At 64.7% G+C, this 25,167-nt stretch carries 26 protein-coding genes and 4 pseudogenes; 6 read left to right on the top strand and 24 right to left on the bottom strand.

Going from position 1 to position 25,167, the window contains the following annotated elements; all coding sequences use genetic code 11:
• Positions 1-135 precede the first annotated feature (135 nt).
• Together QMG72_RS16410 and QMG72_RS16405 are read right to left on the bottom strand one after the other, a co-directional pair.
• Positions 136-459 (bottom strand): annotated as a pseudogene (locus tag QMG72_RS16410) (ATP-binding protein); the annotation flags it as partial.
• Positions 460-501: 42 nt separating this feature from the next.
• On the bottom strand, positions 502-1,197 hold the full coding sequence (locus tag QMG72_RS16405) for a LysE family translocator (protein WP_283481116.1): 696 nt from the start codon (positions 1,195-1,197) through the stop codon (positions 502-504).
• A gap of 118 nt (positions 1,198-1,315) precedes the next feature.
• On the opposite strand from QMG72_RS16405, the gene QMG72_RS16400 reads away from it, so the two are divergent.
• Entirely contained in the window at positions 1,316-1,603 is a 288-nt protein-coding gene (locus QMG72_RS16400) for a hypothetical protein (RefSeq protein WP_283481113.1), read from the top strand.
• A 107-nt stretch (positions 1,604-1,710) separates the two neighbouring features.
• Here QMG72_RS16400 and QMG72_RS16395 read toward each other — a convergent pair whose 3' ends face one another.
• Entirely contained in the window at positions 1,711-2,106 is a 396-nt protein-coding gene (locus tag QMG72_RS16395; RefSeq protein ID WP_226773785.1) for a RidA family protein, read from the bottom strand.
• An 83-nt stretch (positions 2,107-2,189) separates the two neighbouring features.
• Positions 2,190-2,656, bottom strand: a pseudogene (locus QMG72_RS16390) (transposase); the annotation flags it as partial.
• A gap of 231 nt (positions 2,657-2,887) precedes the next feature.
• On the opposite strand from QMG72_RS16390, the gene QMG72_RS16385 reads away from it, so the two are divergent.
• Positions 2,888-4,282, top strand: coding sequence for an IS30 family transposase (locus QMG72_RS16385; RefSeq protein ID WP_502934670.1), 1,395 nt, complete (start codon positions 2,888-2,890; stop codon positions 4,280-4,282).
• Between the two features lie 35 nt (positions 4,283-4,317).
• Here the strand turns inward: QMG72_RS16385 and QMG72_RS16380 are convergent.
• From QMG72_RS16380 to QMG72_RS16370, 3 genes and pseudogenes are all read right to left on the bottom strand, one after another.
• Positions 4,318-5,014: pseudogene (locus tag QMG72_RS16380) on the bottom strand (transposase); the annotation flags it as partial.
• 209 nt (positions 5,015-5,223) lie between these two features.
• A complete protein-coding gene (locus QMG72_RS16375) occupies positions 5,224-5,502 on the bottom strand; it encodes a hypothetical protein (protein ID WP_283481111.1) in 279 nt (92 codons plus the stop codon).
• A gap of 10 nt (positions 5,503-5,512) precedes the next feature.
• A complete protein-coding gene (locus QMG72_RS16370) occupies positions 5,513-5,959 on the bottom strand; it encodes an EAL domain-containing protein (protein WP_283481110.1) in 447 nt (148 codons plus the stop codon).
• Between QMG72_RS16370 and QMG72_RS16365 the strand changes: the two genes are divergently transcribed.
• The gene (locus QMG72_RS16365; protein WP_349359743.1) at positions 5,907-6,413 is read left to right on the top strand and encodes an FAD-binding protein; all 507 of its coding nucleotides are present in this window, start codon (positions 5,907-5,909) and stop codon (positions 6,411-6,413) included. The genes QMG72_RS16370 and QMG72_RS16365 overlap by 53 nt on opposite strands.
• A 138-nt stretch (positions 6,414-6,551) precedes the next feature.
• Positions 6,552-6,734 carry an SDR family oxidoreductase gene (locus QMG72_RS16360; RefSeq protein WP_226773782.1) on the top strand — a complete coding sequence of 61 codons (183 nt, stop codon included), beginning with the start codon at positions 6,552-6,554 and terminating at the stop codon, positions 6,732-6,734.
• Positions 6,735-6,887: 153 nt separating this feature from the next.
• Here the strand turns inward: QMG72_RS16360 and QMG72_RS16355 are convergent, their stop codons facing one another.
• From QMG72_RS16355 to QMG72_RS16325, 7 genes are read right to left on the bottom strand one after another with little or no spacing between them, the layout of a single operon-like run.
• Positions 6,888-7,586 carry a substrate-binding domain-containing protein gene (locus tag QMG72_RS16355; RefSeq protein ID WP_226773781.1) on the bottom strand — a complete coding sequence of 233 codons (699 nt, stop codon included), beginning with the start codon at positions 7,584-7,586 and terminating at the stop codon, positions 6,888-6,890.
• Positions 7,583-8,527: an aldo/keto reductase gene (locus QMG72_RS16350; protein ID WP_283481109.1), complete on the bottom strand. Its 945-nt coding sequence runs from the start codon at positions 8,525-8,527 to the stop codon at positions 7,583-7,585. The genes QMG72_RS16355 and QMG72_RS16350 overlap by 4 nt, the downstream gene beginning before the upstream one ends.
• A gap of 26 nt (positions 8,528-8,553) precedes the next feature.
• Positions 8,554-9,507, bottom strand: coding sequence for a Gfo/Idh/MocA family oxidoreductase (locus QMG72_RS16345; protein ID WP_282360887.1), 954 nt, complete (start codon positions 9,505-9,507; stop codon positions 8,554-8,556).
• A 32-nt stretch (positions 9,508-9,539) separates the two neighbouring features.
• A complete protein-coding gene (locus QMG72_RS16340; RefSeq protein WP_226773778.1) occupies positions 9,540-10,841 on the bottom strand; it encodes a protocatechuate 4,5-dioxygenase subunit alpha/beta in 1,302 nt (433 codons plus the stop codon).
• A gap of 1 nt (position 10,842) precedes the next feature.
• Positions 10,843-11,778: an amidohydrolase family protein gene (locus QMG72_RS16335; protein WP_226773777.1), complete on the bottom strand. Its 936-nt coding sequence runs from the start codon at positions 11,776-11,778 to the stop codon at positions 10,843-10,845.
• 2 nt (positions 11,779-11,780) lie between these two features.
• On the bottom strand, positions 11,781-12,473 hold the full coding sequence (gene ligK, locus QMG72_RS16330; protein WP_226773776.1) for a 4-carboxy-4-hydroxy-2-oxoadipate aldolase/oxaloacetate decarboxylase: 693 nt from the start codon (positions 12,471-12,473) through the stop codon (positions 11,781-11,783).
• Between the two features lie 12 nt (positions 12,474-12,485).
• Positions 12,486-13,514 (bottom strand): amidohydrolase family protein, encoded by a 1,029-nt coding sequence (locus QMG72_RS16325; RefSeq protein ID WP_226773775.1) that lies wholly within the window; start codon positions 13,512-13,514, stop codon positions 12,486-12,488.
• A 144-nt stretch (positions 13,515-13,658) separates the two neighbouring features.
• Between QMG72_RS16325 and QMG72_RS16320 the strand changes: the two genes are divergently transcribed.
• Complete coding sequence (locus tag QMG72_RS16320) at positions 13,659-14,564, top strand: LysR family transcriptional regulator (protein WP_226773774.1); 906 nt, start codon at positions 13,659-13,661, stop codon at positions 14,562-14,564.
• Positions 14,565-14,857: 293 nt separating this feature from the next.
• On the opposite strand, the gene QMG72_RS16315 is transcribed toward QMG72_RS16320, so the two are convergent.
• The 4 genes from QMG72_RS16315 to QMG72_RS16300 all read right to left on the bottom strand — a co-directional run bounded on the left by QMG72_RS16315 (position 14,858) and on the right by QMG72_RS16300 (position 19,103).
• Positions 14,858-15,508, bottom strand: a complete 651-nt coding sequence (locus QMG72_RS16315; protein ID WP_282360885.1) for a nucleotidyltransferase domain-containing protein — start codon at positions 15,506-15,508, stop codon at positions 14,858-14,860.
• Between the two features lie 114 nt (positions 15,509-15,622).
• A complete protein-coding gene (locus QMG72_RS16310) occupies positions 15,623-17,212 on the bottom strand; it encodes an FAD-binding protein (protein WP_282468135.1) in 1,590 nt (529 codons plus the stop codon).
• Positions 17,213-17,877: 665 nt separating this feature from the next.
• On the bottom strand, positions 17,878-18,498 hold the full coding sequence (locus QMG72_RS16305; RefSeq protein WP_226773771.1) for a hypothetical protein: 621 nt from the start codon (positions 18,496-18,498) through the stop codon (positions 17,878-17,880).
• Positions 18,499-18,965: 467 nt separating this feature from the next.
• Positions 18,966-19,103: a hypothetical protein gene (locus QMG72_RS16300; RefSeq protein WP_226773770.1), complete on the bottom strand. Its 138-nt coding sequence runs from the start codon at positions 19,101-19,103 to the stop codon at positions 18,966-18,968.
• Positions 19,104-19,316: 213 nt separating this feature from the next.
• On the opposite strand from QMG72_RS16300, the gene QMG72_RS16295 reads away from it, so the two are divergent.
• The gene (locus tag QMG72_RS16295) at positions 19,317-20,414 is read left to right on the top strand and encodes a hypothetical protein (protein ID WP_226773769.1); all 1,098 of its coding nucleotides are present in this window, start codon (positions 19,317-19,319) and stop codon (positions 20,412-20,414) included.
• Positions 20,415-20,891: 477 nt separating this feature from the next.
• Here the strand turns inward: QMG72_RS16295 and QMG72_RS16290 are convergent, their stop codons facing one another.
• From QMG72_RS16290 to QMG72_RS17870, 6 genes and pseudogenes are all read right to left on the bottom strand, one after another.
• Positions 20,892-21,767 (bottom strand): site-specific integrase, encoded by an 876-nt coding sequence (locus QMG72_RS16290; protein ID WP_283481103.1) that lies wholly within the window; start codon positions 21,765-21,767, stop codon positions 20,892-20,894.
• 598 nt (positions 21,768-22,365) lie between these two features.
• Complete coding sequence (locus tag QMG72_RS16285; protein WP_282360874.1) at positions 22,366-22,698, bottom strand: helix-turn-helix domain-containing protein; 333 nt, start codon at positions 22,696-22,698, stop codon at positions 22,366-22,368.
• On the bottom strand, positions 22,695-22,865 hold the full coding sequence (locus tag QMG72_RS17795) for a hypothetical protein (RefSeq protein WP_348774849.1): 171 nt from the start codon (positions 22,863-22,865) through the stop codon (positions 22,695-22,697). Before QMG72_RS17795 ends, QMG72_RS16285 begins: the two co-directional genes overlap by 4 nt.
• Positions 22,866-22,877: 12 nt before the next feature.
• Positions 22,878-23,780, bottom strand: coding sequence for a tyrosine-type recombinase/integrase (locus tag QMG72_RS16280; protein WP_349359714.1), 903 nt, complete (start codon positions 23,778-23,780; stop codon positions 22,878-22,880).
• 552 nt (positions 23,781-24,332) lie between these two features.
• Positions 24,333-24,941: a DUF1349 domain-containing protein gene (locus QMG72_RS16275; RefSeq protein ID WP_326962172.1), complete on the bottom strand. Its 609-nt coding sequence runs from the start codon at positions 24,939-24,941 to the stop codon at positions 24,333-24,335.
• Between the two features lie 106 nt (positions 24,942-25,047).
• A pseudogene (locus tag QMG72_RS17870) lies at positions 25,048-25,167 on the bottom strand (IS30 family transposase); the annotation flags it as partial.

The following is a 25,167-nucleotide window of genomic DNA, read 5'->3' as shown; positions in this document are numbered from 1 at the left end:
TGCGAAGACTTGTCCGGGTTGACCGGTGAATCGATTCCGTGCCATTACCAAACCTCCAGGTCCTTTGCCGACTGTCAGCGATGGTCGAAAATTGAGCCATGTCGCGGGCGGAAAAGTGAGCCACGTTGATGTTGGTTATTCTGCCTGATTTTCCGGTCTTGTCGAGGGCAGGGAGTCTGTCTGTGCATGTTTGAGTCGGTAGCTGGAGCCTTTGAGGGTGATGACTACGGCGTGGTGGACGATGCGATCGATCATTGCGGAGGCGACGACCTGGTCTCCGAACACGTCTCCCCAGCGGGCGAAGGGCAGGTTCGAGGTCAGGATCAGGGACGCTTGTTCGTAGCGTGATGAGACGAGCTGGAAGAACAGGTTCGCGGCGTCCTGCTCGAACGGGATGTAGCCGACTTCATCGACGATGATCAGTCCGTAGCGGCGCAGCCGGACCAGTTCCTGTGGGAGGGCAGGATGGCGTGACCGTCACGGTGTGACCACGGCTTGGCATCAGAGTTCCCGTGCGCCTTCGACGGCGAGGCCGACGCCGAAAGCTGTCAGCACTCCTCCGCTGCCGCGGAAGAGCAGGTTCTTGACCCGGGGGCCTTTGACGAGTGGTCGCGAGGCGCTGAACACGAGTGCGTAGGCGATGCTCGACGCGAATCCGACCACGGCGAATGTGAGCCCGTAGACGGCTACACCCAAGGGGGTTGGGTGAATCGGGAGGAACGGTGGGATGACCGTCGTGAAGATGAGGAGCGTTTTCGGATTTGACAGCTCGGACAGCGCTCCTTCGGCATATCCCCGCCGTGCCGGGCCCCGCGCGTCGAGCGTCGCCGTCTCGTCATCGGCCACGCCGTGTCCGCGGCTGAGGAGGAGTCGGAGCCCGAGGTAGATCAGGTACGCCGCCGCGAGGAACCGAAGCGCCTCGAAGGCCGGACGGTAGGCGACCAGCAACGCGGCCAGGCCGGCGATCGAGGCCGTCACCCATACGAGGTCGCTCGAAAACACTCCGGCCGCCGTGATGAGTGCTCCTCGTCTGCCGCGGATGACGGCGTTCTTCATGATGAGCACGATCGCCGGCCCGGGATCACGGTCAGGACGACGGCGATGGCTAGGAACGAGAAGTACGCGACGGGTATCCCCGGATTCTACTCGGCAACCCGTTGTGCGGGTCTGCCCGATCGACGATCGCTTGGCGGGCACTCGACGGCCGCTGACGAGGCGGTGATTCTGGCTGCGGTGTTCGTCAAATCGCAGAACGGCCCTTGGTCCGATGGCTCGTTCTTTACTGGCTCCACGATGGTCGGGTCTGCTTTTTCTGGTGCCTCAGCTGCCGTGGATCCCACCGGAGGGCACCTATCTGGCCTGGCTCAATTGCGGGCAGCTCGCCATTCCACGCATCACCGCGGCGAGCACGACGTTCGGGGTCGCCACCGACGTCGACGGGCCTGCGAAACTGTTCCACGACAAGGCGCGGGTCGCGCTCAACTCCGGGCACATTTTCGGTTCCGGAGGAGACGGGTATGTGCGTCTCAACTTCGCGACCTCAAGCGCCATCCTCACTCTCGCCCTGACCCGGATGGGAGAGGCAGCCACCGCGCAAGACTGACGACGGTCAAGTGCCGTGGACGCCTCGTACGGATCAGCGTGTGCGCTACTTCCAAGCCTCGGGCTCAAGAAGTCCGACGTGCCCAGCCAACGGCGACCCGTCGAGTCTTAGTCGGCTTCCCTAGATGCCGCGACGACCTCGATTTCGACTCGGGCTCCAAGTGGGAGCCCGGCGACTGCGACGGTGGTTCGGGCCGGGTACGGCTCAGAAAAGACCCTCGCGTAGACACTGTTCATCGAGGCAAAATCGGCCATGTCAATCAGGTAGACATTGACCTTCACTACGTCCGCAAAGCTGCGATTCGCGGCCGCGAGCACTGACGCTAGGTTGGCGAACACACGCTCGGTCTGGGCGTCGATTCCTCCATGGATGAGTGCCTCCGTCGCCGGATCAATGGGGGTCTGGCCAGAGACATAGAGCAAATCCCCCGGTCCGGACGCGGCGTGAGAATATGGCCCCACCGGCTTCGGTGCAGCAGGATCGGTGACAGTTGATCGGGGCATGGCACCAGAATATAGGGACTGCTGAAGGTTTAGTTGACAGCTTGACCTGCCGCAGGGATTGGTTACCCCGTGAAGAATGAGTCTCAGGCTGTTTGGGATGGGTGCTGGCAGTGTAGCTCGTGCTCGATCGGAGTCCGATAGTCCAGTCCGGAATGGCGGCGCTGGCGGTTGTAGAAAATCTCGAAAGGAGCGCGAAGATCGCGTTGGCCAGATCGGTGCGGGTCTTCCAGCGTTTCCTGTTCAAGAGCTCGATCTGCATGCTGGACCAAAAGGATTCCATCATCGCGTTGTCATAGCCGTCCCCGATCGTCCCGAACGAGGGCATCAGGCCGGCCGAGCGGATCTTGTTGGTGAAGGCCCAGGAGGTGAACTGGACGCCGTGGTCGGCATGGACGATCCCGCCCGGGACGGGCCGGCGGTTTCTCATGGCCATGTCCAGGGCGTTAACGACCAGGGCGGAGTCCTGGTTGCTGTCGATCGACCAGCCCACGATCCGGCAGCTGTTGGTGTCCATCACGGCGCAGCAGTAGACCTTGCCCTCCCTGGCTTGGATTCCAGTCATCGTCGCAACACTCTGAGCGTGAGGGTGTGTGCGATGGTCGGGCGACCGAGGGGTAGAGAGAATGTGCAGTACAAAGCCAAGGAGCGGGAGGAGTTCTTTCGGCGCCTGGATCGAGGCGGCACGATCCGTGCCGTTGCGGCCGAACTCGGGCTGAGCGTGGACGCTTGCTATCGGTGGCGTCAGGAGGCAAGCGTCTCTACTACCCGCGCTAAGAGTCGGATGTACACCGCCGAGGAGAAAGCCGAATTTTTCCGACGACTGAAGCTCACGGCCAACGTCTCGATGGTCGCGAAGGAGCTCGGCTTCGTCCGAGTCACGTGTTACAAATGGGCCCATCAAGCGGGGATCTTCACGGGCAAAGACACCCGCGCTCAACGGGCGCAGTTCCAGCGTCTCCGCGCCGACGGTCTCAGCCGTGCTGAAGCAGCCAAACGGGTCGGTATCGATAAGCGCTCCGCCCAGGACTGGGACAAGGGCATCAAGCAAGTCACAGGAGGACGCGCGTACCCGGACGGGCGCGTCGTGCTCTACCGTCGAGCGGCAATACTGGCGAATGTGAAGAACCCGCGTGAGGCCTATACGAGAGGGGTGCCGGTTGATCTGGCACGCCTTGAAACGCTTGTCGATGCCCGCTTCCTCAGCCTCATCGAACGCGAGCAGATCCACGATCTGCGCAGCCGTGGCGAATCGATGAGAGCGATCGCCCGAGCGCTGGGGCGAAGCCCGTCAACGATCAGCCGGGAACTGTGCCGGAACACCGCCACGACAGTCGGCTACCTGCCCTACGCAGCTCACCGTCTAGCCGCATCGCGCCGGCCGAGACAGCGCACACGCAAGCTTGAATGCCGCCGTGGTTTGCGCTCCTATGTTGAGGGGAAGCTTCGGAAGAGGTGGTCACCGGAACAGATCAGCAACCGGTTGGTGAAAGACTTCCCCGACGATCAAAGGATGCGGGTGAGTACGGAGACGATCTATCAGGCGATCTATATCCAGAGTCGAGGCGCTCTGAAGCGGGAGATCGCGGCCGCGATGCGTCGCGGGCGAACAACCCGGAAACCCCGACGCGACCCCGCGCAGAGGACCAGCCGTTTCGTGGACCCCATGATCTCCATAACCGAACGCCCCGCCGAGGCCGACGACCGCGCAATCCCTGGCCACTGGGAAGGAGACCTGATCGTCGGCACGATGAGCCGATCAGCGATCGGAACTCTCGTCGAGCGATCCAGCCGCTTCGTCACGCTCGTGCACCTCCACCATGACCACACCGCCGAAACAGTGCGAGATGGTCTCGTGAAAACCGTAGCTCAGCTCCCTGCCACACTGCGCCGGTCCCTGACCTGGGACCAGGGTGCAGAAATGTCCGGGCACGTCTCTTTCCGCGTCGCAACAGACATGGACGTGTACTTCTGTGATCCCGCCAGCCCGTGGCAGCGCGGCAGCAACGAGAACACCAACGGGCTGCTGCGCCAATACTTCCCCAAAGCAACAGACCTCTCCAGACACACCCCCGACGAGCTCCAACAAGTCGCCGCAGAACTCAATGCACGCCCACGCAAAAGCCTCGGTTGGGACACCCCAGCCGAACGCCTCCGTGCTTTACTTGAACCCAGCTAACAAACCGGTGTTGCGACGATGACTGGAATCCAAGTGGTGGGATGCTCGGTGATGTCCGTGACCCAGAGCTCGTTCGGCGACAGACGCAAAGAATTTGCGGTGCACGAGGGCAAAAGCTGGTGGCGATGCCTCGCAGGCGTTTGACCTTGGCCGGCCCGGGAAGGCCGGCAATTCCGGCCAGGCTCATCAGCTCCGCGACCAGATGCTCGCTGACGGTGACGTTCATGCCCCGTGTCAGTTCGGCATGGATCCGGCGGGACCCGTAAGTTCCTCGGCTTTCGGCATGGACCGCCCGGGTGAGCCCGGTCAGCCATTGCCGGCGCATCCTGGTCGGTGACATCGGCCTCTTCCGTTACTTGTAGTAGCCCGGGCTGCTTACCCCCAGCAGCCGGCAACAGACCTTCGTGGGGAACCCGGCGCCGGTAAGTTCTCCGATCACCGGGTGGATCCTTTTGGGTCCGGCCGGCCCTCAACGAGCAGCTTCGCTGCACGCTTGAGGATCTCCACTTCCGTTTCCAGCTGCCGGATCCGCTTCCTGGCTTTGGCGAGCTCGGCGCTCTACGGAGTCGTCAGTCCGGGCCGTTCGCCACGGTCGATCTGGTCCTGACGAACCCAGTTGTGCAGGCCGCCCTCGCTGATGCCCAGCTCGGCGGCCACTCGGCTAATGGGTTTGCCGGCCCGGACCAGGGCGACTGCCCGTGCGCGGAATTCCGGTGGATAGGGTCTTGGCATGTCTGAAAGCCTCTCAGCGAGAGCCCAAAACTCAAACCATTTCGGGTAACCAATCCCTGGGGCAGGTCACCGAGTCAACAAAAGCCGGGGCAGTCCCGTTTTGGCCTTGCTCGCGAAACTGAACCACCGCAGGTTCGACAGGATGGCGCTCAGAGGACGGACTTCGCGCTACTGGGTTAGCCTCATATCCGCCCGGTTTTCGGCGAGTACTACGGCGACCCCTGAACCCCGGGCGGTTGACGCCGGAGATGCTCATAGTGCGAGGGGTGGATGGTCACCGGGTCGGTGCACAGGAACAGGCGCCGCGGTGAAGGGCCAGGCAGCCGGACCCAGAGGATGGATGCATCCGGGGTGATGGCGTCGATGGTTCCGTTGCTGGCGGGGTGTCCTTGTTCGGTGATGGTCACCATCTGGCCGGTCCGCAGGCCGGACCAGTCTGAAGCGGGAACGTCGGCGGGGAATTCCGCGTTTTCCGTGATTTCTTGCACCCTGCCGAGCCTAGGGGCTGTCGGTGAACGCGGCATGTACGGGAACGGGCGGCGCGGGGGTGTGCCGGGGCTCAGTGCGTGCTTGTTTGGCCCGCAGGACTGTGTCGAGCTGGTCAGCGGGGAGGGGGCGGGAGATGAGGTAGCCCTGGGCGGTGTCGCAGCCTAGCTCTTGCAGGATGGTCAGTTGGGTTTGTCGTTCGACACCCTCGGCAGTGGTGGTGAGGCCCAGGGCTTTGGCCGGGGCGATAACACCGGAGACGAGGATGGCAGAGGTGGGGTCGGAGTCGATGGTGTCGATGAAGGATTTGTCGAGCTTGAGCCCGGTGAGGGGAAGGTCGCGCAGCATGGCCAGGGACGAATACGCCGTCCCGTAGTCATCGAGGGCGACGCCGACGCCGGCGGCGATAAGTTCGCGTAGCTGTGCAGCGGCGGATCGGAGGTCCGCGACAGGGGACACCCTGGCGGAGCTGGCCGGCAAGCTCGGCATCGACGCCGCAGGGCTCAAGGAAACAGTGGCCGAATTCAACCCCGCCGCGGAACGCGGAGAGGACCCGGCGTACGGCCGCGGCTCCACTCTCTACAACCACTTCCGCGGCGACATGGAACACAAACCGACCCCCAACCTTGCCCCGGTCGGCAACGGCCCCTACTATGCCGCCAAGATCCAGATGGGCGATCTGGGCAGCTTCGCAGGCATCGGCGTTAACGAACGCTCCGAAGTAACAACCGAAGAGGGAACCGCTATTCCCGGCCTCATCGCCGTCGGCGCCGCCGCCGTCGGCGTCTTCGGGGGCGGCTACCCCGAATATGGCTCCCACATCGGCCCCGCCCTGGTATTCGGCTGCCGGGCCGGAAGGGACATCACCAAGCTCGCAGCCGACCGCGGCGTACCGCGAGTGGCCGGCGTCTGAGCCCCTACCGGTCCTGACAGGACGCCCAGCCGAAGATCCGAAGGAGTAAGAAAACAGGATGCTCATAGCCCGCAAACTTGCCGATGCCGGTGCCGCGCCGGCATTCCCGAGGTCAAGACACCGCTACACGAGCTCGACATGTCGAATTGGCAACGCGTCATCGACGTCGACCTCACGGGTGTTGTCATCTGCAACAAATGGGCTGTCGCACTGCGCCGACCGGAGGAGATCGCGAATGTCGTTCTGTTCCTGTCCAGTGACGCCTCCTCCGCACTGACTGGATCCGTTATCAACGCCGACGGCGGATACACGTCCATCTGAAATCCAATCCACCAAGGCCTTCCTTAGGGGTGAGGCGAACATGCGGAAAATCTGGCCGGCCGCTAACGTCAAGGTCTACGGCGGCGGTGTCACCGAAGACGGGTTTCTCCGCGTCTGCAGGACCCGCATCAGTCAATCCGTCACGGCAGGGCCTCAGGGCGCGCGAAAACTGTGCGACGACTTGATAGATGCCGAGAGGTCCGAGCGGAAGAAGGCCAACACCTCCGCGGCACGAGCCGCGTTGTTGGAGGATGCCGCGACAGCAGCCGCGAAGACCGTGATAATCGCGCAGTCGGCCGGGAGAACGCCGAGGATGCACACGCCGGGTTGCCCGACCAGTTCGCTGAGCTGCTGCAGGCCGAGATCGACCTCTCCCTCGGCGAGCAGGCGCGCCACGGGTACGCCTGGACGGGCCTGCACAAGCCGGTCGCTGACCTCATCGGTCATGCCCCAGCGGTCGATCATTCGCAATAGCTCGGTGCCGCTCGGTCCGGTGGAATATCCGATGCGGGATGCCGCGCGCAGGGCGCCGCGAAGCTCGTCGGCATTCGCAAAGGCCGTGCCTTCGGAACATGTGGCTACATCGGCGCTGCGTGCGGCCACGCCTACGGCGACCTCCGACAGTACGATCGGGGCGATGGATGCCGGATCGACGTGCCCCTCGGCAGCGAGGCGTTGCAGAGCGTCCTCAGCGAGGAACACAAGGTCGAACGGCTCGCCGGCGGCCACCCGCTGGGCGGCGTCCACTCCGCCTACGGATTCAATCTGCAGAAGCGGTAGCCCGGCCCCGGCGGCAGCTTCAGCGAGGTCGGCGAGAACGTGGCGGGTGGCCATCGACGAGATCGCCCTCATGCGGCATCCTCGAAAGTCTCGGCGTCTACTTCGGCAGCAGATGCTGGCGCATATCGCGCGCCAGAGACGGTGGCCGTGCCAATCAGCTCGCCGGCCCGCGTCAGCAGCGCTCCGTCGACAGAGATGTCGGCCGCCGCCATGTTCTTACGCAGGTGCGCGACGCTCGTTGTTCCCGGGATCGGCAGAACGTGATCGCCGCGGGAGAGCAGCCAGACCAGCGCGAGCTGTGCTGGGGTGCAACCGGCCTCCGCAGCCAGCTCGCGCCAAGAGGCCAGCAGCGTCGCATTCGCACCCCAGTGCTCGGGCTGGAAGCGCGGCATGCTGCGGCGGATGTCGTTTGGGGCCAGCTTACCTGGGTCCTTGACCGCATCGGCGAGGAAACCCCTTGCGACCGGCGAAAACGCAACCAGGGTCACGCCGTCCTCGCGGGTGGCGTCGAGCATGCCAAGCTCGGCATTGCGACTCCACAGCGAGTACTCGTTCTGCACGGCCGCGATAGGGGTGATTGACTGCGCCTCGCGCAGTCGCGCGACCGACACCTCGGACAGACCGACTGCGCCGATCTTGCCCGCGGCGACCATCTCGGCCAGCGCGCCGACGCTGTCGCCGATCGGCACGTTCTTGTCCCACCGGTGAAGGTAGTACAGGTCGATGTAATCGACGCCAAGGCGGCTCAACGAAGCATCGACCTGTGCGCGCAGCGTATCGGGGCGTCCATCGATGACTTTCACGCCGTCAACGGACGCCATCCCGCACTTACTCGCAAGGAAGACCTCGTCGCGGCGCCCCGCGATCGCGGCACCTACAAGCTCTTCGTTGCGGCCGCCGCCGTACAGTGTTGCCGTGTCGAGCATCCCGATACCTTCATCGAGAGCTGCGCGCAGCAACGCCAGCCCCTCGTCACGCGACGGGGGGACGCCGTACGCGTGGCTCAGCGACATACAGCCCAGACCGGTGGGGGGTAGCCTCACGCTAGCTGCTTCTCAAGCGCGCCGAGCACGCGGTAGCAGTCGATGACCTGGCGGATCGACGAGTTCGGCTCGCGCCCCTCGCGGATCGCGCTGACGAACTCGCGGTCCTGCAGCTCGATGCCGTTCATGCTCACCGCCACCTTCGAGACGTCGATCTGCTCGTCGCGGCCGTTGAAGAGGTCATCGTAGCGCGCGATGTACGTCTCGGTGTCGCCGATGTAGCGGAAGAACGTGCCGAACGGGCCGTTGTTGTTGAACGAGAGGGACAGGGTGCAGATTGCCCCGGTCTCGCTCTTGAGCTGGATCGACATGTCCATCGCGATGCCCAGATCCGGGTTGATGGGGCCCTGGATCGCGTTCGCCTGCACGATCTTGCCCGCCTGGTAGGCGAACAGGTCGACAGTGTGCGCGGCGTGGTGCCACAGTAGGTGGTCGGTCCAGGAGCGCGGCTCGCCCTTGGCATTCGTGTTCGTGCGGCGGAAGAAGTACGTCTGCACGTCCATCTGCTGCACGTTGAACGAGCCCTCGGCGATCCGGTTGTGCACGAGCTGGTGCGAGGGGTTGAACCGCCGCGTGTGGCCCACCATGGCGACGCGGTCGGACGCCTCGGCCGCTGCGAGCGTCGCCTCGGCGTCGGCGAGCGAGTCGGCGAGCGGGATCTCGACCTGCACGTGCTTGCCGGCCTTGAGGACCTCCTGCATCTGCGAGGCGTGCAGACCCGTGGGCGTGGCGAGGATGACGGCATCGACGTCGTCGCGCTCGAGCACGGCGTCGAGCCCGACGACGGCGTTGGCGACGCCGTACTTCGCGGCGACTGCCTGGGTCGGTTCGAGCCGCGTGCCGCTGACGACGGTCACCTCGGCATCGGGGACGTTCATCAGGCCGTCGAGATGTTTCATGCCGAAGGCGCCTGCGGCGCCGACGACGGCCACACGGATCTTGTCAGTCATGGGGGCTCCTTTGTTGCGGATGCGGGATGCGGTCAGTCGGTCGGGTTCGTGAGAACAAGGTGGCCGACGGCGGTGTTCGACGCCGGCACGTGGTAGAACCGGTGGTCAACAGAAGGCGCCTCGCCGCCGAACTGGTCGTCCATCGCGCCGCGCGCGATCAGCCAATCGACGAGCTCGATGCCTTCGGAGCCCGCCTCATCGACGTACTCCATATGATCCCACTCGGTCAGGCCCAGCGGGTCGGCGATGAGGTGGTCGAGGAACGCGTTGTCCCACTCCTCGTTGATGAGGCCGGCACGCGGACCCTGGAGCTGGTGGCTCATGCCGCCGGTGCCCCAGATCTGCACGTTGAGCTCCGGGCCGTCCCACTTGTCGAGGGCGCGGCGAAGGGCCTTGCCGAGCTCGTAGCAGCGGCGGCCGGAAGGCACCGGATACTGCACCACGTTGACGGCCAGCGGGATGACCTTGCATGGCCACTCCTCGACGTCGCCGAAGACGAGCGAGAGCGGCACGGTGAGCCCGTGGTCCACGACCATCTCGTTGACGAGGGTGAGGTCGAAGTCGTCCTGGATGACCGACTGCGCGATGTGCGCGGCGAACTCCGGGTAGCCCTTCACATCGGGCACAGGGCGGGGGCCGTAGCCCTCGTCCGCGACCGGGTACTCTGCCCCGGTGCCGAGCACGAAGGTGGGGATGATCGACGAGTCGAAGGCCGTGGCGTGGTCGTTGTAGACGAGGATGACGACGTCGGGCGTATTCTCCTTGGCCCACCTGCGGGTCCACTCGTACCCGGAGAACACCTTCTTCCAGTACGGCTCCTCGGTTTTGCCGAGGTCCATCGCGGCACCGATCGCCGGGACATGCGAGGTGAACAGCGCCGACGTGTACTTCGCCGGGGCGTTCTCGCGCATGGTCTCGGACTTCTCGCGCCGCGCCGGCGGGACCCAGCCGTCGAGGTCCTTGAGGCGGTTGCCCTCGGGGTGGCGTCCGCCGCCGATCATCATGTCGCGGTAGGCGGCCTCGGACATGCCAGTCATGGAGCCGGCCATCTGCTGGAAACTCAGGCCGTGCGTGGCGCCGATCTTGCTCAGGAAGTAGATGTTGCCGCCCTCGGCCATCATGGCGTTGAGGTCCATATCCAGCACAGCCTGGCGCTGCTTGGGCGAAAGGGGCCACTCATCGAGGTACGCCTCGCGGTCGGCCAGGTAGCGCTTGCGGTTCTCGGGCTTCATCAGCGACATCGAGAACTGGTTGAGGTGGTATCCCTTGCGGGCCATCTCCGCGTCGAAGATGATCGTGCCGGGAACGTCCTTGTACGGCTTGTCGAGTGCCATGTCATGCTCCTTCGGGCCAGTAGAGGCGGCGCGGGTTGTCCACGAGTAGCTTCTGCTGGAGCTCGGGCGTCGTCGCGATCTGTGGGATGTAGTCGACCAGCAGCCCGTCGTCGGGCATGTGGTCCTTGAGGTTGGGGTGGGGCCAATCGGTTCCCCACAGCACGCGGTCGGGGAACTCCTCGACCACGCGTCGGGCGAACGGCACCACGTCGGTGTAGGCGTGCTGTTCGCCGTCGAGAGCGTGCGGGCCGGTGACGGACAGGCGCTCTGGGCAGGAGACCTTGGTCCACACATTGGTGTTCTCGCGCATGAAGCGCAGGAACAGTGCGAACTCAGGGCCGTCCGGGTCCTTGGACACGTCGGGCCGGCCCATATGGTCGATGACGACGTCGGTCGGGATCGCGGAGAAGAAGTCGTAGAGCTCCGGCAGGTCCGCGGCCTCGAAGTAGATGACCACGTGCCAGCCGAGCGGCGCGATCTTCGCGACTATCTCCTCGAGCGAGTCGGTGGGCACCCGGTCGACGAGGCGCTTGACGAAGTTGAACCGGATCCCGCGGACGCCGGCCGCGTGCAGCTCGGCCAGCTGCTCCTCGGTCACGTCGCGGCGGACCGTGGCGACGCCGCGGGCGCGGCCGCCGCTGTGCTGCAGCGCATCGACCAGTGCCCGGTTGTCGGCGCCGTGGCAGGTCGCCTGGACGATCACGTTGCGGTCGAAGCCGAGGTGGTCGCGCAGCGCGAAGAGCTGCTCCGCCGAGGCATCGCACGGGGTGTACTTCCGCTCGGGGGCGTAAGGGAACCGTTCGCCGGGCCCGAACACATGGCAGTGCGCGTCGACTGCGTCGGCCGGCAGGCGGAACGTGGGCTTGGTGGGGCCGTCGTACCAGTCGAGCCAGCCTGCGGACTTCTCGAAGCCTCCCGTGGTGTCTCCGTGCGCCATGGTCACTTCTCCACGTACTCGAGGCCGGCGGCGGCGAGCGGCTCTCGCATGCCGTAGACATCCAGGCCCAAGACGCCCTCACGGAACTTCACGCGTTTGGCTTCCTCGTTATCCTCGCGCTTCTGGCTGGCGTCTGCCACCGCTCCGACAAGCTCGCGCGGGACAACCACGACGCCGTCGACGTCGGCCACGACCACGTCGCCAGGGTTCACCACGGCGTTCGCGACCACTACGGGGATGTTCACCGATCCGAGGGTGGCCTTGACCGTGCCCTTGGCGTTGACAGCGCGGGAGAACACCGGGAAATCCATCTTCTCCAGATCGGCGACGTCGCGGACACCACCGTCGATCACCAAGCCCTTGCAGCCGCGGGCGGTCAGCGAGGTGGCGAGCAGCTCACCGAAGAAGCCGTCTTCGCTTTCGGTGGTGCAGCCGGCGACGATCACATCGCCTTCCTGCACCTGCTCGGCGGCGACGTGGAACATCCAGTTGTCACCAGGCTGTAGCAGCACGGTCACTGCCGGACCACAGAGCTTAGCGCCGGTGTAGGCCGGCCTGATGTAGGGGCGCAGGAGCCCGACTCGCCCCATCGCCTCGTGGATAGTGGCGACGCCGAACTGCGAAAGCCGTTTGACGTCCGTGGGATCCGGACGTTCGATGTTGGTGCGGACGATGCCGAGGTTGTTCAGTCGCAATTGATGGTCCTCTCAGAGACCGCGCGCAGTAAGGGCGCGGTCAAGCCTTGGGTAGACACGGCGGGCGTTGGCTTCGAACACCTGCGCGCGCTGCGCGTCGCTCAGGTTCGTGGTGGCGTCGACGTACCGCTTGGTGTCGTCGAAGTAGTGTCCGCTGCGCGGGTCGACGTCGCGCACGGCGCCGATCATCTCGCTCGCGAAGAGGATGTTCTCGGTCGGGACGACCTTGGTGAGAAGGTCGATGCCCGGCTGGTGGTACACGCAGGTGTCGAAGAACACGTTGTTCAGCAGGTGCTCCTCGATTACAGGCTTGCCCAGCGCCATTGCGAGCCCACGGAAGCGCCCCCAGTGGTAGGGAACGGCGCCGCCGCCGTGAGGGATTACGAGCTTCAACTCGGGGAAGTCGCGGAACAGATCGCCCTGGAGTAATTGCATGAACGCGGTGGTGTCGGCGTTGAGGTAGTGCGCTCCGGTCGTGTGGAAGGCCGGGTTGCACGACGTGCTGACGTGCACCATCGCCGGGATCTCGTATTCGACGAGTTTCTCGTATATCGGGTACCACGAGCGATCGGTCAGCGGCGGGGACGTCCAGTTGCCGCCGGACGGGTCGGGGTTGAGGTTCACGGTGACGGCGCCGAGTTCCTCGACGGCACGAGTAAGCTCGGCAACGCTCGTCGCGGGATCCGTACCGGGGGACTGGGGGAGCATCGCCCCCATTAGGAAGCGTTCGGGGTAGAGCTCGCTGACGCGGGCGCACAGGTCGTTGCAGATCCGGGCCCAGGTCTCGCTCACAGCGAGGTCTCCGATGTGGTGCGCCATAAACGAGGCACGAGGGCTGAATACAGTAACGTCGCTGCCGCGCTCGTTCATGAGCTTGAGCTGGTTGGCCTCGATGGTCTCACGGATGTCGTCATCGCTGATGCGCAGGGTCGCAGGGTCAGGAGCGTCCGCGCGTCCTTCAGAGAATGCGATCTGCAGATCACGCCAGGCTCCGAGCTGTGTTGGAGCTGTGGTGTAGTGGCCGTGGATGTCGATAATCACGCGTGTCGTCCTTGTCACTGAGTGTAAGCGGTGCGAAGCAGCTGCACTTCGTTGGATCAGTGCTGCCCCAAACTGACTCTAGGGGTGTTTGCCACTGCGGTCCAATAGATATGCAGAGACAGATCCATAGATAAGATCTATGGCATGACGTTCACCGACCTCAACCAGCTCCGGACATTCGTCACGCTCTACGAGCTGCGCAGCGTCACGGGCGCCGCCAGGCGACTGCACGTGACACAGCCCACGGTCAGCTATTCCCTGAAGCGGCTCAGGGAGCGGTTCGGCGACGAGCTGTTCCGTCGCGAGGGGAACGACATGGTGCCGACCGCGAAGGCGACGCAACTGTTTGGGCCCCTACACAACGCCTTGGCACAAATAGACGCGACCGTCATGGGAGCGGATGTGTTCGAACCGACCGGATTCAGCGGCGAACTCGTCCTCGGACTCACCTCGATCGGCGAGCAGACGTTCCTCCCACCGATCATGACCGCCCTCGGGCGGGTCGGCGCCGATCCGCGAATACAGGTGGAACGGCTCGATTCGGACGAGGTCGAGAGCGGGCTAATCCGCGGCACCATCGATCTGGCATTAACCGTGTCGCGGATCGCCACACCGCGGCTGTGGAGGACGCACGTGCGTTCGGTCGAATACGTGGCTCTGTCGTCCGGGTTGCATCCACTGCCCGCGACCGGGCCTGACATGTTCGAGGGGAGACGCTTTGTGCGGGTCTCCGCCCGTGGCGGGCACGTCTATCCTTTGCAGGCGCTGACCGAACACGACTTGATGTCCCAGGTCGTGCTGACCATGGAGGAATACGGCACCGTGCCCGCCGTGCTCGAGGCGACGGATCTGGTCGTCCTGCTGCCTCGACATGTAGCGGGGGTGTTCTGCGGCTGGTTCCCCCGCCTTCGCATCGCCGAGCTGCCCTGGCCCGGGCAGAGCACACCAGTGGAGTTGTACACGCGGCGCGAGGCCAGCCTCTCGCAGGCGCAGCGATGGTTCCGCTCGCTGGTGCTTGATGCGGTTGCGGCGGATGAATACAAGTCGTAGTCATGAGCGTCTGCGGGCGTCTCAAAATCGGACAGGCCGCTCACGCTGCACCGGCGTGACTGAAGAGGTCGGTGGGGACGGTGGGACCCGGCGCCGCCAGTCGACCTCGAGATTGTCTGGCAGCATGACGAGGTTCTTGTAATGAAGGCAGCCGTCATTCACGGCACTGGGAGAAGGCCCGACCACGTCCTGCAGGGTGCTACCACCCGCTCTTGAGAATCGGCTGGATCGTAGGCCACCTCACCGACGCGGCACAGGCAGGCTGCCCATCGCCGGCAGGCCCAAGCGGAGCGCTAGCGTTTTGTCCTGTTCCAGCTGGCCTTACCCGGAGCGAACGGGCTACGCACATGGATCGACCATGACGAGTGCGGGTGGATCGTCAGAATCGCGTGCTCCCACCAGGCGCGGGCTTCGTTAGAGAGCTCCGGTAGAACCGCATCCTTGTCGGCGTCGTCCTCCGGACGGGGACGCAGCGCCTTCCAAACCAGCTGCACCTCGGGCGCCCCGGTCGGAATGCCGTCGACGTCGATCACTGCACGATCCCACGGCAGCTGCAGTCGGGGATCTCGTCGATAAACCCAGACGCTATCCGTGCCGTCCTCGACGTTGACCTGCAGTACCCATGCGCCCGTTGCGTCATTATGGATGCGGATCGGCTGCAGGTCGGCATCCATATCAGCCTCTGCCCAAGGGAGAACGCCGTCGCCTGACGGAGCCCACGCGCTAAACGGCGCCGGCAAGTCCTGCACCACTTGGGGCAGGTCGGCGATCGTCGTGCTGACATCGATATTGTCGTGCTCGCGAGTGTTAGTGCCGAGCCAGTGGTCGAGCGCCACCCCTCCGGACAACCACCAACGCGCCGATGACGGCCCGAGCAGCTCCGCCACGACTCGCAGGGACAGGGGTTCCCAGTGCGTCGTGAGGGTGGGTGTGGATGAGGCCATGGCTCAAGGTTACCCGTGGGCGGCGGTGGTTTGTCGACATCAGGAACGCCCGACGGCGGGAGTGTCCCCCCGTCGGGCGTTCCTGGGGCTAATAGGGAAACCAGGCGCTTGGTATCAGAGCGCGGGGAGGCTGCCCTCCAGACTAGCCGCGGCCTGGGCTGTGGCGGCCGCGTGACGGGCCGCCTGCCAGCCGAAGGTCATGCCGGCGCCGACCTGCACGCCTGCGCCGGGGTATTCCGAGCCCATGACCGACGCGGCGTCGTTTCCAGCGGCATAGAGTCCGGCCACCGGTTTGCCCTGGGTATCAAGTGCCTGCCCGTTTCCGTCGGTGAGCACCCCGTAGGCGGTGGCCAGCGGTGTGGGCACGACGGCCATCGCATAAAAGGGCGCCTTCAGCAGCGGCCCGATGTTCGGGTTCGGCCCATGGTCCGGGTCCCCGGCCACCTGACCGAAGAGCAGCTCGCCCTTGTGGAAGTCCTCATCCACGCCGGTGGCGGCAAACCCGTTGTAGCGCTGCACGGTCGACTCCAAGCCCGCGGCGTCCACGCCGATCTGCGCCGCTAAGCCGGTGAAGGTCTCTGCCTCGTAGAGATAACCGTCCTTGATGTAGCGCCGCAGTGCCGCACGCGGCAGGTGGGGCATCGTGATCATGCCCAGCCCGTACTTTGCCAAGGTCCGCGAGTCCACGACCAGCCAGGCCGGCACCGCGGCGGCGTCCGGGGAAGCGAACATGGCCCGCACGAAACGGTGGTAGGAACAGGATTCGTCCACGAAGCGCAAGCCGTTAGAGTCCACGGCGATCACGCCGGGACGGGCACGGTCCCAGATGTGCGGGAAGACCACGCGAGAACCGTCCCTTCGTCGTCCGATGGAGCTGGGGAACCACAGTGCGTTTTCCCCGTTATCCCTGGCCAGCGTGGCACCGGCCTCCCTGGCCAGGGACAGCGTGTCTCCGGTGGACCCTTCCCCGGCCCGCGAGTAGAGCGGCGTGGGGGAAGGCAGCAACTTCTTTCGCATTTCAGCGTTTTGGGCGAAGCCGCCGGCGGCAAGCACCACGCCTTGGCGGGAACGGACGCGCAGGCGCCTGCCGTTCTGCGCAACCACCGCACCGACAACACGGTCCCCGTCCTTGAGTAGTTCGGTGGTTTGCGCACCGAAGAGGAATTCCACCCCCCGCTTGCGCGATTCGTGGAACATTCGGGCCACAAGCCCGTTGCCCATCACCAGGCGCGTGCCTCGCGGACGGGTGAGCCGGTCAAGTGCCCACCGCAGGCCGAGTTGTGCAGCCAGAGCCACGGCCTTGCCACGCTCAGCCAGCGAGCCGTTGTAGAGCTTGAGCAAGGCGGACACCTCCGCGCGGCGCAACATCAGGGTCCCGCCCAGAAGAGCGAACTCGGGTACCGGCGGACGGACACGGCCGAAGTCGGCCTTGTCCAACAGGCGCCCGTCGAAGGGGTCAGGTTCCAACGCGCGTCCGGTCTTACCAGTCTCGGGAAGTTCGGAGTGGTAGTCGACCACGGCAGGGGAGCGACGGAAGGTGACGCCAAGGTCATGCATCGCGTCCAGCATCTTCGGCGCGGCGTCCAGATAGGCGAGCCAGCCTTCACGCGGGGCCTTGCCGCTCACCACGGCATCCAGATAGCGTGCGGCTCGGTCGTAATCGTCCAGGATTCCGTCTTCACGCTGGAATCGGTTGTTGGGCACCCAACAAGTCCCGGCCGAGTACGCGGTGGTTCCCCCGAGGAAATCGGTTTTTTCCAAGACCCGCCGGCGGGATCAACCTCGGCCCGGCCTTGACGTTCGGCTACATCGCCGGCCGCGACATCGCAAACGCGACACACTACGAAGATGACGGCACCCGGGCCCCGGGAGAGCGCGCCGGAAACAACGATGCGACGGTCAAGCAGCCGAGTTTGAATTAGCAGAGGTCGGCCCTGATCTGTCGACGATCCCAAGCCTGCAGTGAGGGGACTGCCCCCGGTTTTGTTGATTCGGTGACCTGCCCCAGGGTGAGTATGTCAACTTAAACGGAGCTCGCCGCTGCGAACGAGCGAATAGACCAGTGCACTTTTGACGTTAAGGACCTCTTGAACCTGCTCCAGGGTCAGCATCCTGGGGAACACGGGTCCCGTCGTCGGCGCAGCGTTCTCGTTCACTTGCTCTGTCCGTTTCGGCATTCTCAATCCACCTCGGTCCGGTGTTGCAGCTCGTCCTTGGTGCGCTGTCCGGGGCGGAGCGATCTGGCGCACATGAAGCCATTCTTACACTCACGAGGATTTGCTCTTGAACTGACGCTCGACCGACAGGCTGGGTGAGTCACCGTGGATTGTGGAGAAAATCTCTGAGCTCGGAGGTTTCAGTGCTCTGACCTACATGTTTGGCATGGGCTCCGGGGAGGAGGGCTCACCGCGGATGGAACTGAAGGTCGCGGCCATGATGCCGGCGACGATGGCGAGGAGGCTCGGCGCAAGAATCGCGGCCGCGATCACGTCTTCGCCGTTCCCCGAGGCGATCGCCAGTCCGACGACGACGGCTGTGAGCACAACGGCCCCGGCCCAGTAGGTGCGCCAGACCACCCGGATCGTTCGTGCCCGCTTGGCGTTCTTCGCGTTCCATTCCCGCCGCACCCGCTGCACCTCGTCGGTGTGGGACTCGGGGCCTTCCCGGAAGGACACGATCGCGGCGTCGGCATCCGCGGGGGTCATGAACTCGCCGAGGAGCCCGCGCACACGGACGAGCACGGCCTCCGCCTGGATCGTGTCGTTCATGCTGTCGTCGAATCCGGTGACGAGGGCGTCGATGAACGCCTGGATGTCGTCGTCCGTCCTCGGGGCTTTGCCTTCGAACTCGCCATCCCAGAGTTCACGGGCCCGTTCGGCAGCGACTGCAGCGGCGAGGTACAGGTGGGCGCGCATCGCTCTCGTCAGAGAGTCGACCGTGAGATTGCTCGTGAGGGCCATGGACTCATTGTGCACGACAAGCTCGCGCATGACGCCAGGGCGGCGATGCGTTGGGCAGCGTGGTTGCCGGCGCACCTCCGCCAATTGGCGGCCGCCCCGTCGTCGGGGTCCCCTGGTAGGCACGGCCCCCGATGAACGGAATGGTCAAGTTGATCCAAAACCGGCGGCGCACTGACCGCGTGCGGAATCGACTTACGCAACGTCCTGAATGACGGCTTGGGAGTCCGGCGCCGACTTACCTGGTCGCGGCCCGAGGGCCTTGGTGAGGGAGGACCTGCTCACGCTGAGAGTCGCCGCGATCTCCTGCAGTTTCTTTCCCTGACCCCGCAGGTCTTTAGCCGCCGCAAGTTTCGTCGCCGTCATTGCCGGCGGACGGCCGCCGAGCCGTCCCCTGGCTTTCGCGGGACTGGTAGTGACCGTTGATTGAGTAGTCGGTATTCTTCGGATTTTCTCTGGCTGACTTTGTCGCTGTCGGGATTGGCGGGGTGCGGGAGTTGTTATCGGCTGTGGTTGCCGGGAGCGTATTCGCTCCAGGGTGATCCGGCTTCTGCTGCGATCCTGGTGGTGCTGGTGTGGTGGTAGCCGAGGGCCTGGGCCACCACCGGCGGCATCTGGAGGACGATTTTTCGGATCACTACGGTTCTGCTGGACTGCGGGTCCGTTCTGCCAGATGATCCCGGACGCACTAACGCGGTGACCATGCCGGCGCTGTCGAAGCAGACAACGCCATCGGGAAGACACGCATTCCCCCGTTTGTAAAGTGACTTGACAAATTTCGTCATGATCGGAATGGTGAGGCTACTGGGTTCGCAGGGGGCGGGCCCAGCAGTGATATGGGGGAACTGCGAATGAGTACTGATATGAGGCTCGTCCTAGGCTTTGACGCCGGGTGCCTGGCCTGCAGCAAGATTGCCGAGGACGTTGCTTCGGCTACCGGCGGAAGACTTGAAGTCATGAATCTGTCGTCGCCGGAAATGGTGTCTTGGCGGGTTGTGGCGTTGGGTGAAGATGCGCCGTGGACCCCGACACTCATCGAAATCGCTGACGGTGACGTCTCCGCAAAAACCGGTGCGGCTATGGGGCTTGCAATGATGAGCAGGCTCGGCATGCGCGGAAGCTGGCGGATACTCCAGCAACTGGGAGCACTTCGCCAGCGCAGTGCTGAAAACAACCGTGGACCCGAGCGCGGCGTCAGCCGAAACGTGTTTCTACAAAGTGCGGCCGGGGTTGCGCTCGGCATTTCCATTCTGGCAGGCAGCGGCACCGCGGCCGTCGCCGCATCAGATAAGAAGCGGCGAAATGAACATTGGTTCGATCAGATGTCGGGTACATCCAAGGAAGATCTGACCGGGGGCCAGGCTCTTGCGGCATGGCGAGAATCTTCGGCATCTGCGCACATGTCCAGACTGATGGGGCTTGCATCTGTCCGGCCGGAATCCCGCTCGATGCTCGGCACCGGTGTTGCCGGGGTTGAGGTCTCCGAAGAAATAGTTGACGCGCCCACCGTGAAGGGCGTCCGCCATGCGCTCACTGGCGGCGGAAGCATGGTAGCCGTTGCCTATGTCCATGGAGACACCGTGGTCGCCACCTACGGCGTCACCACAAAGTCCGGAACAAGCAGGCGGCTGACGAGGGTATTCCAAATCACCGGGGCTGAAACATCGCGCCTGATTGCGGAAGCAGACGATGGAGTCGCCACGGACGTCGCCGCCCTGCGTGCCGATCAACCGACAACCACAGCAAGTGGCTGCCCGGATTGCATGTACCGCAGGTGCGACGAACAGAACTGGGGTTGCGTTCAATCATGCTGTTGGGGTTGTGCTTTTGCCTGCGGCAACCCGGGGTCATGCATTGCATGTGCGGTTATCGGCTGCCCCTGGTGTGTAAGCCTGAACTGTTGTAACCGTTCTTCCTGCTACCCCATTGTCAGGTGCGGTCCGTACTAAGGAGTAAGTATGTCAGTTTCAGCCCCACAGGCGACACGGTCCGCCAACTGGAAGGATGGTCTTCTCGCCACGGCGTTCGTTCTGGCCTCAGTTTCAATACCGCTACTCCTATGGCCAAGTGACGGCACCGGAAGGGACATGCTTCTTCGGGTGTTTCTTCTTGGGTGGGCGGCCTGTGGTCTGCTGCTGGCCAGCACCCTCATAGTGCCGACTCACCGCATAAGCTCACAGGTTGTCCAGGGCACTTTGTGGCTTGGCTTGGGACTCGTGTTAGGCCTCAGTCTTGGCACCTTCCCCTGGAATGGGCTGGCCTCGGGACCTGTTTGGCAGATCTGGCTGGCGATCGTCATGTCGGCCGGGTACCTGCAGCAGCTGCAGCGTCGGAGAGCCTGACTCAGGGACCAAAAGCCTTCGCGGCAGCTCATGGGAGTGGCCGGCTTTGCCGCTGTCGGGAATGGCTCGGTGTTGCGGGAGTTGTTATCGGCTGTGGTCGCCGGGCGCGTATCCGCTCCAGGGTGATCCGGCTTCTGCTGCGATCCTGGTGGTGCTGGTGTGGTGGTAACCGCGGCCCTGGGCCACCACCGGCGGCGGCATCTGGAGGACGAGTTGTCGGATCGCTGCGGTTCTGCCGGACTGGGCCGGGACCCCGATTTCCTGCAGCAGATCGCGGATGCTTCCCGGGTCCATGGGTTGCCCGGCCCGGCGCCCCGGGAAGAGCCATCGGGAGGCCGGGTTGGCGGCGGTGGTCATGTTGGGCCTGTCTTCGAGGTATGCCCGCAGTAGCCCGGCCAGCGGTTCCGGAACCGGAGTCGGCGGTTCACCGAGGCGCAGCAGGGTGTGGTCTCCGTAGTTGAGGATGTCGTCGGTGGTGAGCCGGACGATCCGGCTTACCGGTTGGGCGTAGAGCAGAATCAATGAGCCGGCGACGCGGGAGCGTAGCGGCAGGGTTTCGTCGGTGACCAGGCGCCGGAGAGCGGCGAGCCGGTGATGCTGTCCCATTGGGGCAGGGTTTCCCGTGGACCGGACGGGGATGGTCATGGCGGGCATCCGGCCGGTCTTCATGCACCAGCTCAGGAAGGTCGTGGCGGGTCGGCGGGTGGCGTGGTTTTCGCTGTGCCAGGCGTCGAGGTCGGGTTGCCGGCAGTGTTCGGGGAGAGCGCCGCGGCCGGTGAGCCAGGTCAGGAAGGAACCGGCCTGGATCAGCTGCTGCCGGGCCGCGTATGCCGGAGAGTTGCCCAGCGGTCCTTTGCCGGCTTTGGCCCGGAGTTTGCGGAGTTGGTGCCAGGTGGCGAAGCGGTGGAGCACCCGGGTGTGTTCGGGGTCGCGACGGCGGCCAGATGCCCGGTGAGCCATCTCTCGAAGAGCAGGAGTTGCCGGTCGACGGCGGGCAGGACCCCGCACTCCAGGAGTATGTCGCGCAGGTAGGCGGCGGTCCGCCAGTTCGGCAGTTGCTGGAACGCTTCGTGGGTCAGAGCGAGCCGGCCTGAGGCGAGGTCCTGCAGCAGGGCCCGTGGCTGAGCGCGCGTCAGCCAGGCAAGCCCGCTTTTGGTCCGTTGCATCGTCAGCATTCGGTCGAATAGTGGTGCCAGGGGCGGGTGGACGCGGCCGGTGCCGTCATCCAGGAGCGCGCTGAGCCGGTCGGTGAGGGTGCATCTGGGGCAGAGCCGTCCGGCGAGCAGGGGCCCTTCAACCCGGCAGCGGTCGCAGGAGAAGTCGCGGGTGATCCCTGCACATTCCCTACAGACCGGCATCCCTGAGGCGTCGCGGCCCGGCAGCAGTCGTTCGCTCCGGCAGCCCGGGCAGGATCCATGTGTGCGTGTGGCCTTGTCGAAGCACGTCCGGCAGATCGGGCCGTCCGACCAGTTCGCCGCTTTCGCTGCTTGCCGGCCGCAGCGGGCACAGATGCGTATATGCCACCGCTCATACTTCTCGCGGGTGTCGTAGGCGGGACTCACTGCTCGGGGGTAATCCTGGCCCGCTTGGGCCGGATGGTGGCGGCAAGGTCCACGACCTCGGCACCCGCGCCGGCCGTGCGGTGCGGCGTCACGGCCTCCGCCCGGGTGGCGATCAGCTCCGCGGGGGCCACTTCCAGAATGCCGCAGAGCGCGGCGAGGACCGGCAGCGAGAGCCGCTCGGGGATCTGGGTGACCAGCCGCCAGGCCTGCACCGAGGACAGCTCGATGCCGCGCTGGGCCAGCAGGGGGGACAGATCCGAGGCAGTGAAGATCCCCCGGGTAGCCATCACCTCGCGCAGCCGCCATTGATAACTGATGTGTCGTTTCATCGGGCTTTCCTCACCGGCCGCAGGGCGGCCTCCATCGTGGCGTCCAGGGTCCTGCGGAGAGTTCGGGTGCGGAAGTCAGAGGAGACGCAGGTGTAGATCGAGGTGGTCGACGCGTGCTCGTGGCCGACCTGTTCCTGGACGAACCGGGCATCCCAGCCGTCCTCGATCAGGTGCGTGACCTAGGAGCGCCGAAAGGAATGGAAATCCAGACCCTGATCCAGGCCAAGGCTGTCCCGGTAGGTGCAGAAGCGGGTGTTCATCTGGGTGAAGCCCACGCGTGACGAGCGTTCCGAGGGCCGTAAGGCTCCGGGGCCGGCGGTGGGGATCAGCGGGCGGGCCTCCTCGGCCCATTGCTGCAGGATTTCCGCTGACCAGTCGAGGACCGACAGCACGCTGCGGCGCTTGGGCGGGGAGCCCTTCTTCGCCTTGCCGTGGCGGACGTAGAGGACGCCGTACTCCCCGAACTCCGGGCCCCGGGGGTTGCGGCCGAAGTCCACCACATCGAGCATCCGCGCCTCGTTGCGGCGCAGGCCGAAGGCATACGCGGTCTTGAAGAGCATCGCGTCACGGAACGCGGGCAGCCAGCCCTTGCGTCCGCGCCCGCGCACCCGGCCGACCTGTTCGTCCGCGTGGTCGAAGAATGCCTGCAGTTCATCGCGGGTCAAGGCACGCTTGGCCGGGTCCGCCTCCGCTTCCTCGACATGCACGGCGGCGTTCCACTCGTGGATCACCTGCACCGGGTGGGTACCGAACCGTTCCTGGCAGGCCTCGGCCCAGCCGTAGGCGGGGTCGGTAACGAAGTCACAGAAGGAGCGGATGCTCCCCTGGTAGTTCCGCAGCGTGGAGCGGCGCAGGTTCCGGACCGAGCGCAGATCACCCAGCCACTCGTCAACCATCTGCGGTGACCAGGCCCATGGGAAGGCATCCGCGTGGCGGGCGAACGCCCGCACCGCCTTCTCACGGCCCTCGATCGTGGAGAACGCCAGGTTCCGGGCGAGCTGCTGGTTGCGCCACCCGTTCAACATGGCCGTGAAGACCTGCTCGTCCGGCCGCAGCAAGGGCAGGCCTCCGACCCTGGACACGGCATGCTTTACAGCTCTGACCTGCGGAAACGTTTCAAGTGCAGAAGGTTACCGGGCACTCCCACCAGCCTTAGCGCCAGTTTCCCGCGCATTGGTCCAAATGGCCGCAATTTCATTAGGTGTACTACTGCGGTTGGGCCAATGCAACGTCTACGGATGTTTAGGTGACTGCTCGTGCTGACCAGGGCAAACTTCCCATCGCGGTCCAGGGAAAGCCGCGCCAGCGTGGTCATCTTGATCCTTAGCGCTACTTTCCCGCGCATTGGTCCTCGACCCCCAGACAGCGTCCAGCTCCGCAGAGGTCTCGATTCCCTGGGCAGTCACGACTGCTCGCCTGGTCGACGGTGGCCAGGTCCGCACCGCCAAATTGCGTCTCAAGGTCTGGGCTTTGCCGGTAGGCAGCCCACAGCGCGGGCGCGTCCTCCAGCGTCCAGGGGCGAAGTTCGACGGTCATAGCTCTTATCGTGCCCGACGAAAGGCGGGCGCCTTGAATTTGCCCGAAAGCGGATCCTTCACCGCTCCCAGTACGACTCACGGATGAGTGCTGCGGCTTTAGTCGTGTTCAGGGTGCAGGGTTGCATCTGCATCGGTCTCAACCCATCGGGTGAAGGTGGTCGTGAAGTTAGCCCGAGTGGGCGAGGCACAAAATGGGCCGACCTCGGCACTTACTGTTTCATCCAGAGGAGCAACGCGGATGAGCCGGAAAGACTCATCCCCGGCGCGGGCCCTGATGGTGACGGCGTTACCGGCCCTGCTTAGCCGCACTGTGATTTCCCGATTGATCCACTCAGGGACAGGTGCCACCGACCAGTCGGAGACCCCATGTGTTACGACGGCCCCGACCTGTGGGACTCCGTCGGACACCTCCACGCCGGCCTTGATCCAAGAAAATTCCGAAACGTGAAGATAGATCCCCGCCTGGTCGAACTGCTCGGTGTAATTCAGAAGGAATGAAACCTCCACCGCCCCCTCAGCGGGCAGCGGTGCCAACAGGGCATGCGCGCTGTCATGGACGAAGCCGTACGAGGTGTGCCTCCACGCGTCACTGTTCTCGGCTGCGGTTACCCGCAGAGTCCGACCATCCGCGACGACACGCACGGGCGGGTTGCGCCACCTTCCCCGGGCCCAGGAATCGTGTGCTTCCTTTATCACTTGTGTCACGTCAGATCCCCTAAGTCGCTCGTTCAGTCCGTAAGCCCTATTCAAGCAGTGGCACATCCAACACAACGGCGATTGCCCGTTGACCGATCGGCTATGGGACAGGCGGTCATTGCAACAGGAGGTTTTCGATCAGTTCGATCGGTTTCTTGAACTCTAGTCTTTTGCGCGGTCGGTCGTTGAGTTCCTGGGCAACCCAGTCGAGGTCTGCGGGGCTGTGGATGCTCAG

The sequence above is a fragment of the Pseudarthrobacter sp. PH31-O2 genome, assembly GCF_030063265.1.
Classification (GTDB): Bacteria; Actinomycetota; Actinomycetes; order Actinomycetales; family Micrococcaceae; genus Arthrobacter.
This window is presented reverse-complemented; position numbering and strand designations above follow the sequence as displayed.

Bases quoted from the DNA above. Each gene is read 5' to 3' on its own strand.
- QMG72_RS16395 (WP_226773785.1), bottom strand. From the start codon at position 2,106: ATGCCCCGATCAACTGTCACCGATCCTGCTGCACCGAAGCCGGTGGGG.
- QMG72_RS16385 (WP_502934670.1), top strand. From the start codon at position 2,888: ATGTACACCGCCGAGGAGAAAGCCGAATTTTTCCGACGACTGAAGCTC.
- QMG72_RS16360 (WP_226773782.1), top strand. From the start codon at position 6,552: ATGTCGAATTGGCAACGCGTCATCGACGTCGACCTCACGGGTGTTGTC.
- QMG72_RS16355 (WP_226773781.1), bottom strand. From the start codon at position 7,586: ATGAGGGCGATCTCGTCGATGGCCACCCGCCACGTTCTCGCCGACCTC.
- QMG72_RS16350 (WP_283481109.1), bottom strand. From the start codon at position 8,527: ATGTCGCTGAGCCACGCGTACGGCGTCCCCCCGTCGCGTGACGAGGGG.
- QMG72_RS16345 (WP_282360887.1), bottom strand. From the start codon at position 9,507: ATGACTGACAAGATCCGTGTGGCCGTCGTCGGCGCCGCAGGCGCCTTC.
- QMG72_RS16340 (WP_226773778.1), bottom strand. From the start codon at position 10,841: ATGGCACTCGACAAGCCGTACAAGGACGTTCCCGGCACGATCATCTTC.
- QMG72_RS16335 (WP_226773777.1), bottom strand. From the start codon at position 11,778: ATGGCGCACGGAGACACCACGGGAGGCTTCGAGAAGTCCGCAGGCTGG.
- QMG72_RS16320 (WP_226773774.1), top strand. From the start codon at position 13,659: ATGACGTTCACCGACCTCAACCAGCTCCGGACATTCGTCACGCTCTAC.
- QMG72_RS16315 (WP_282360885.1), bottom strand. From the start codon at position 15,508: ATGGCCTCATCCACACCCACCCTCACGACGCACTGGGAACCCCTGTCC.
- QMG72_RS16305 (WP_226773771.1), bottom strand. From the start codon at position 18,498: ATGCGCGAGCTTGTCGTGCACAATGAGTCCATGGCCCTCACGAGCAAT.
- QMG72_RS16295 (WP_226773769.1), top strand. From the start codon at position 19,317: ATGAGTACTGATATGAGGCTCGTCCTAGGCTTTGACGCCGGGTGCCTG.
- QMG72_RS16290 (WP_283481103.1), bottom strand. From the start codon at position 21,767: ATGGCTCACCGGGCATCTGGCCGCCGTCGCGACCCCGAACACACCCGG.
- QMG72_RS16285 (WP_282360874.1), bottom strand. From the start codon at position 22,698: ATGAAACGACACATCAGTTATCAATGGCGGCTGCGCGAGGTGATGGCT.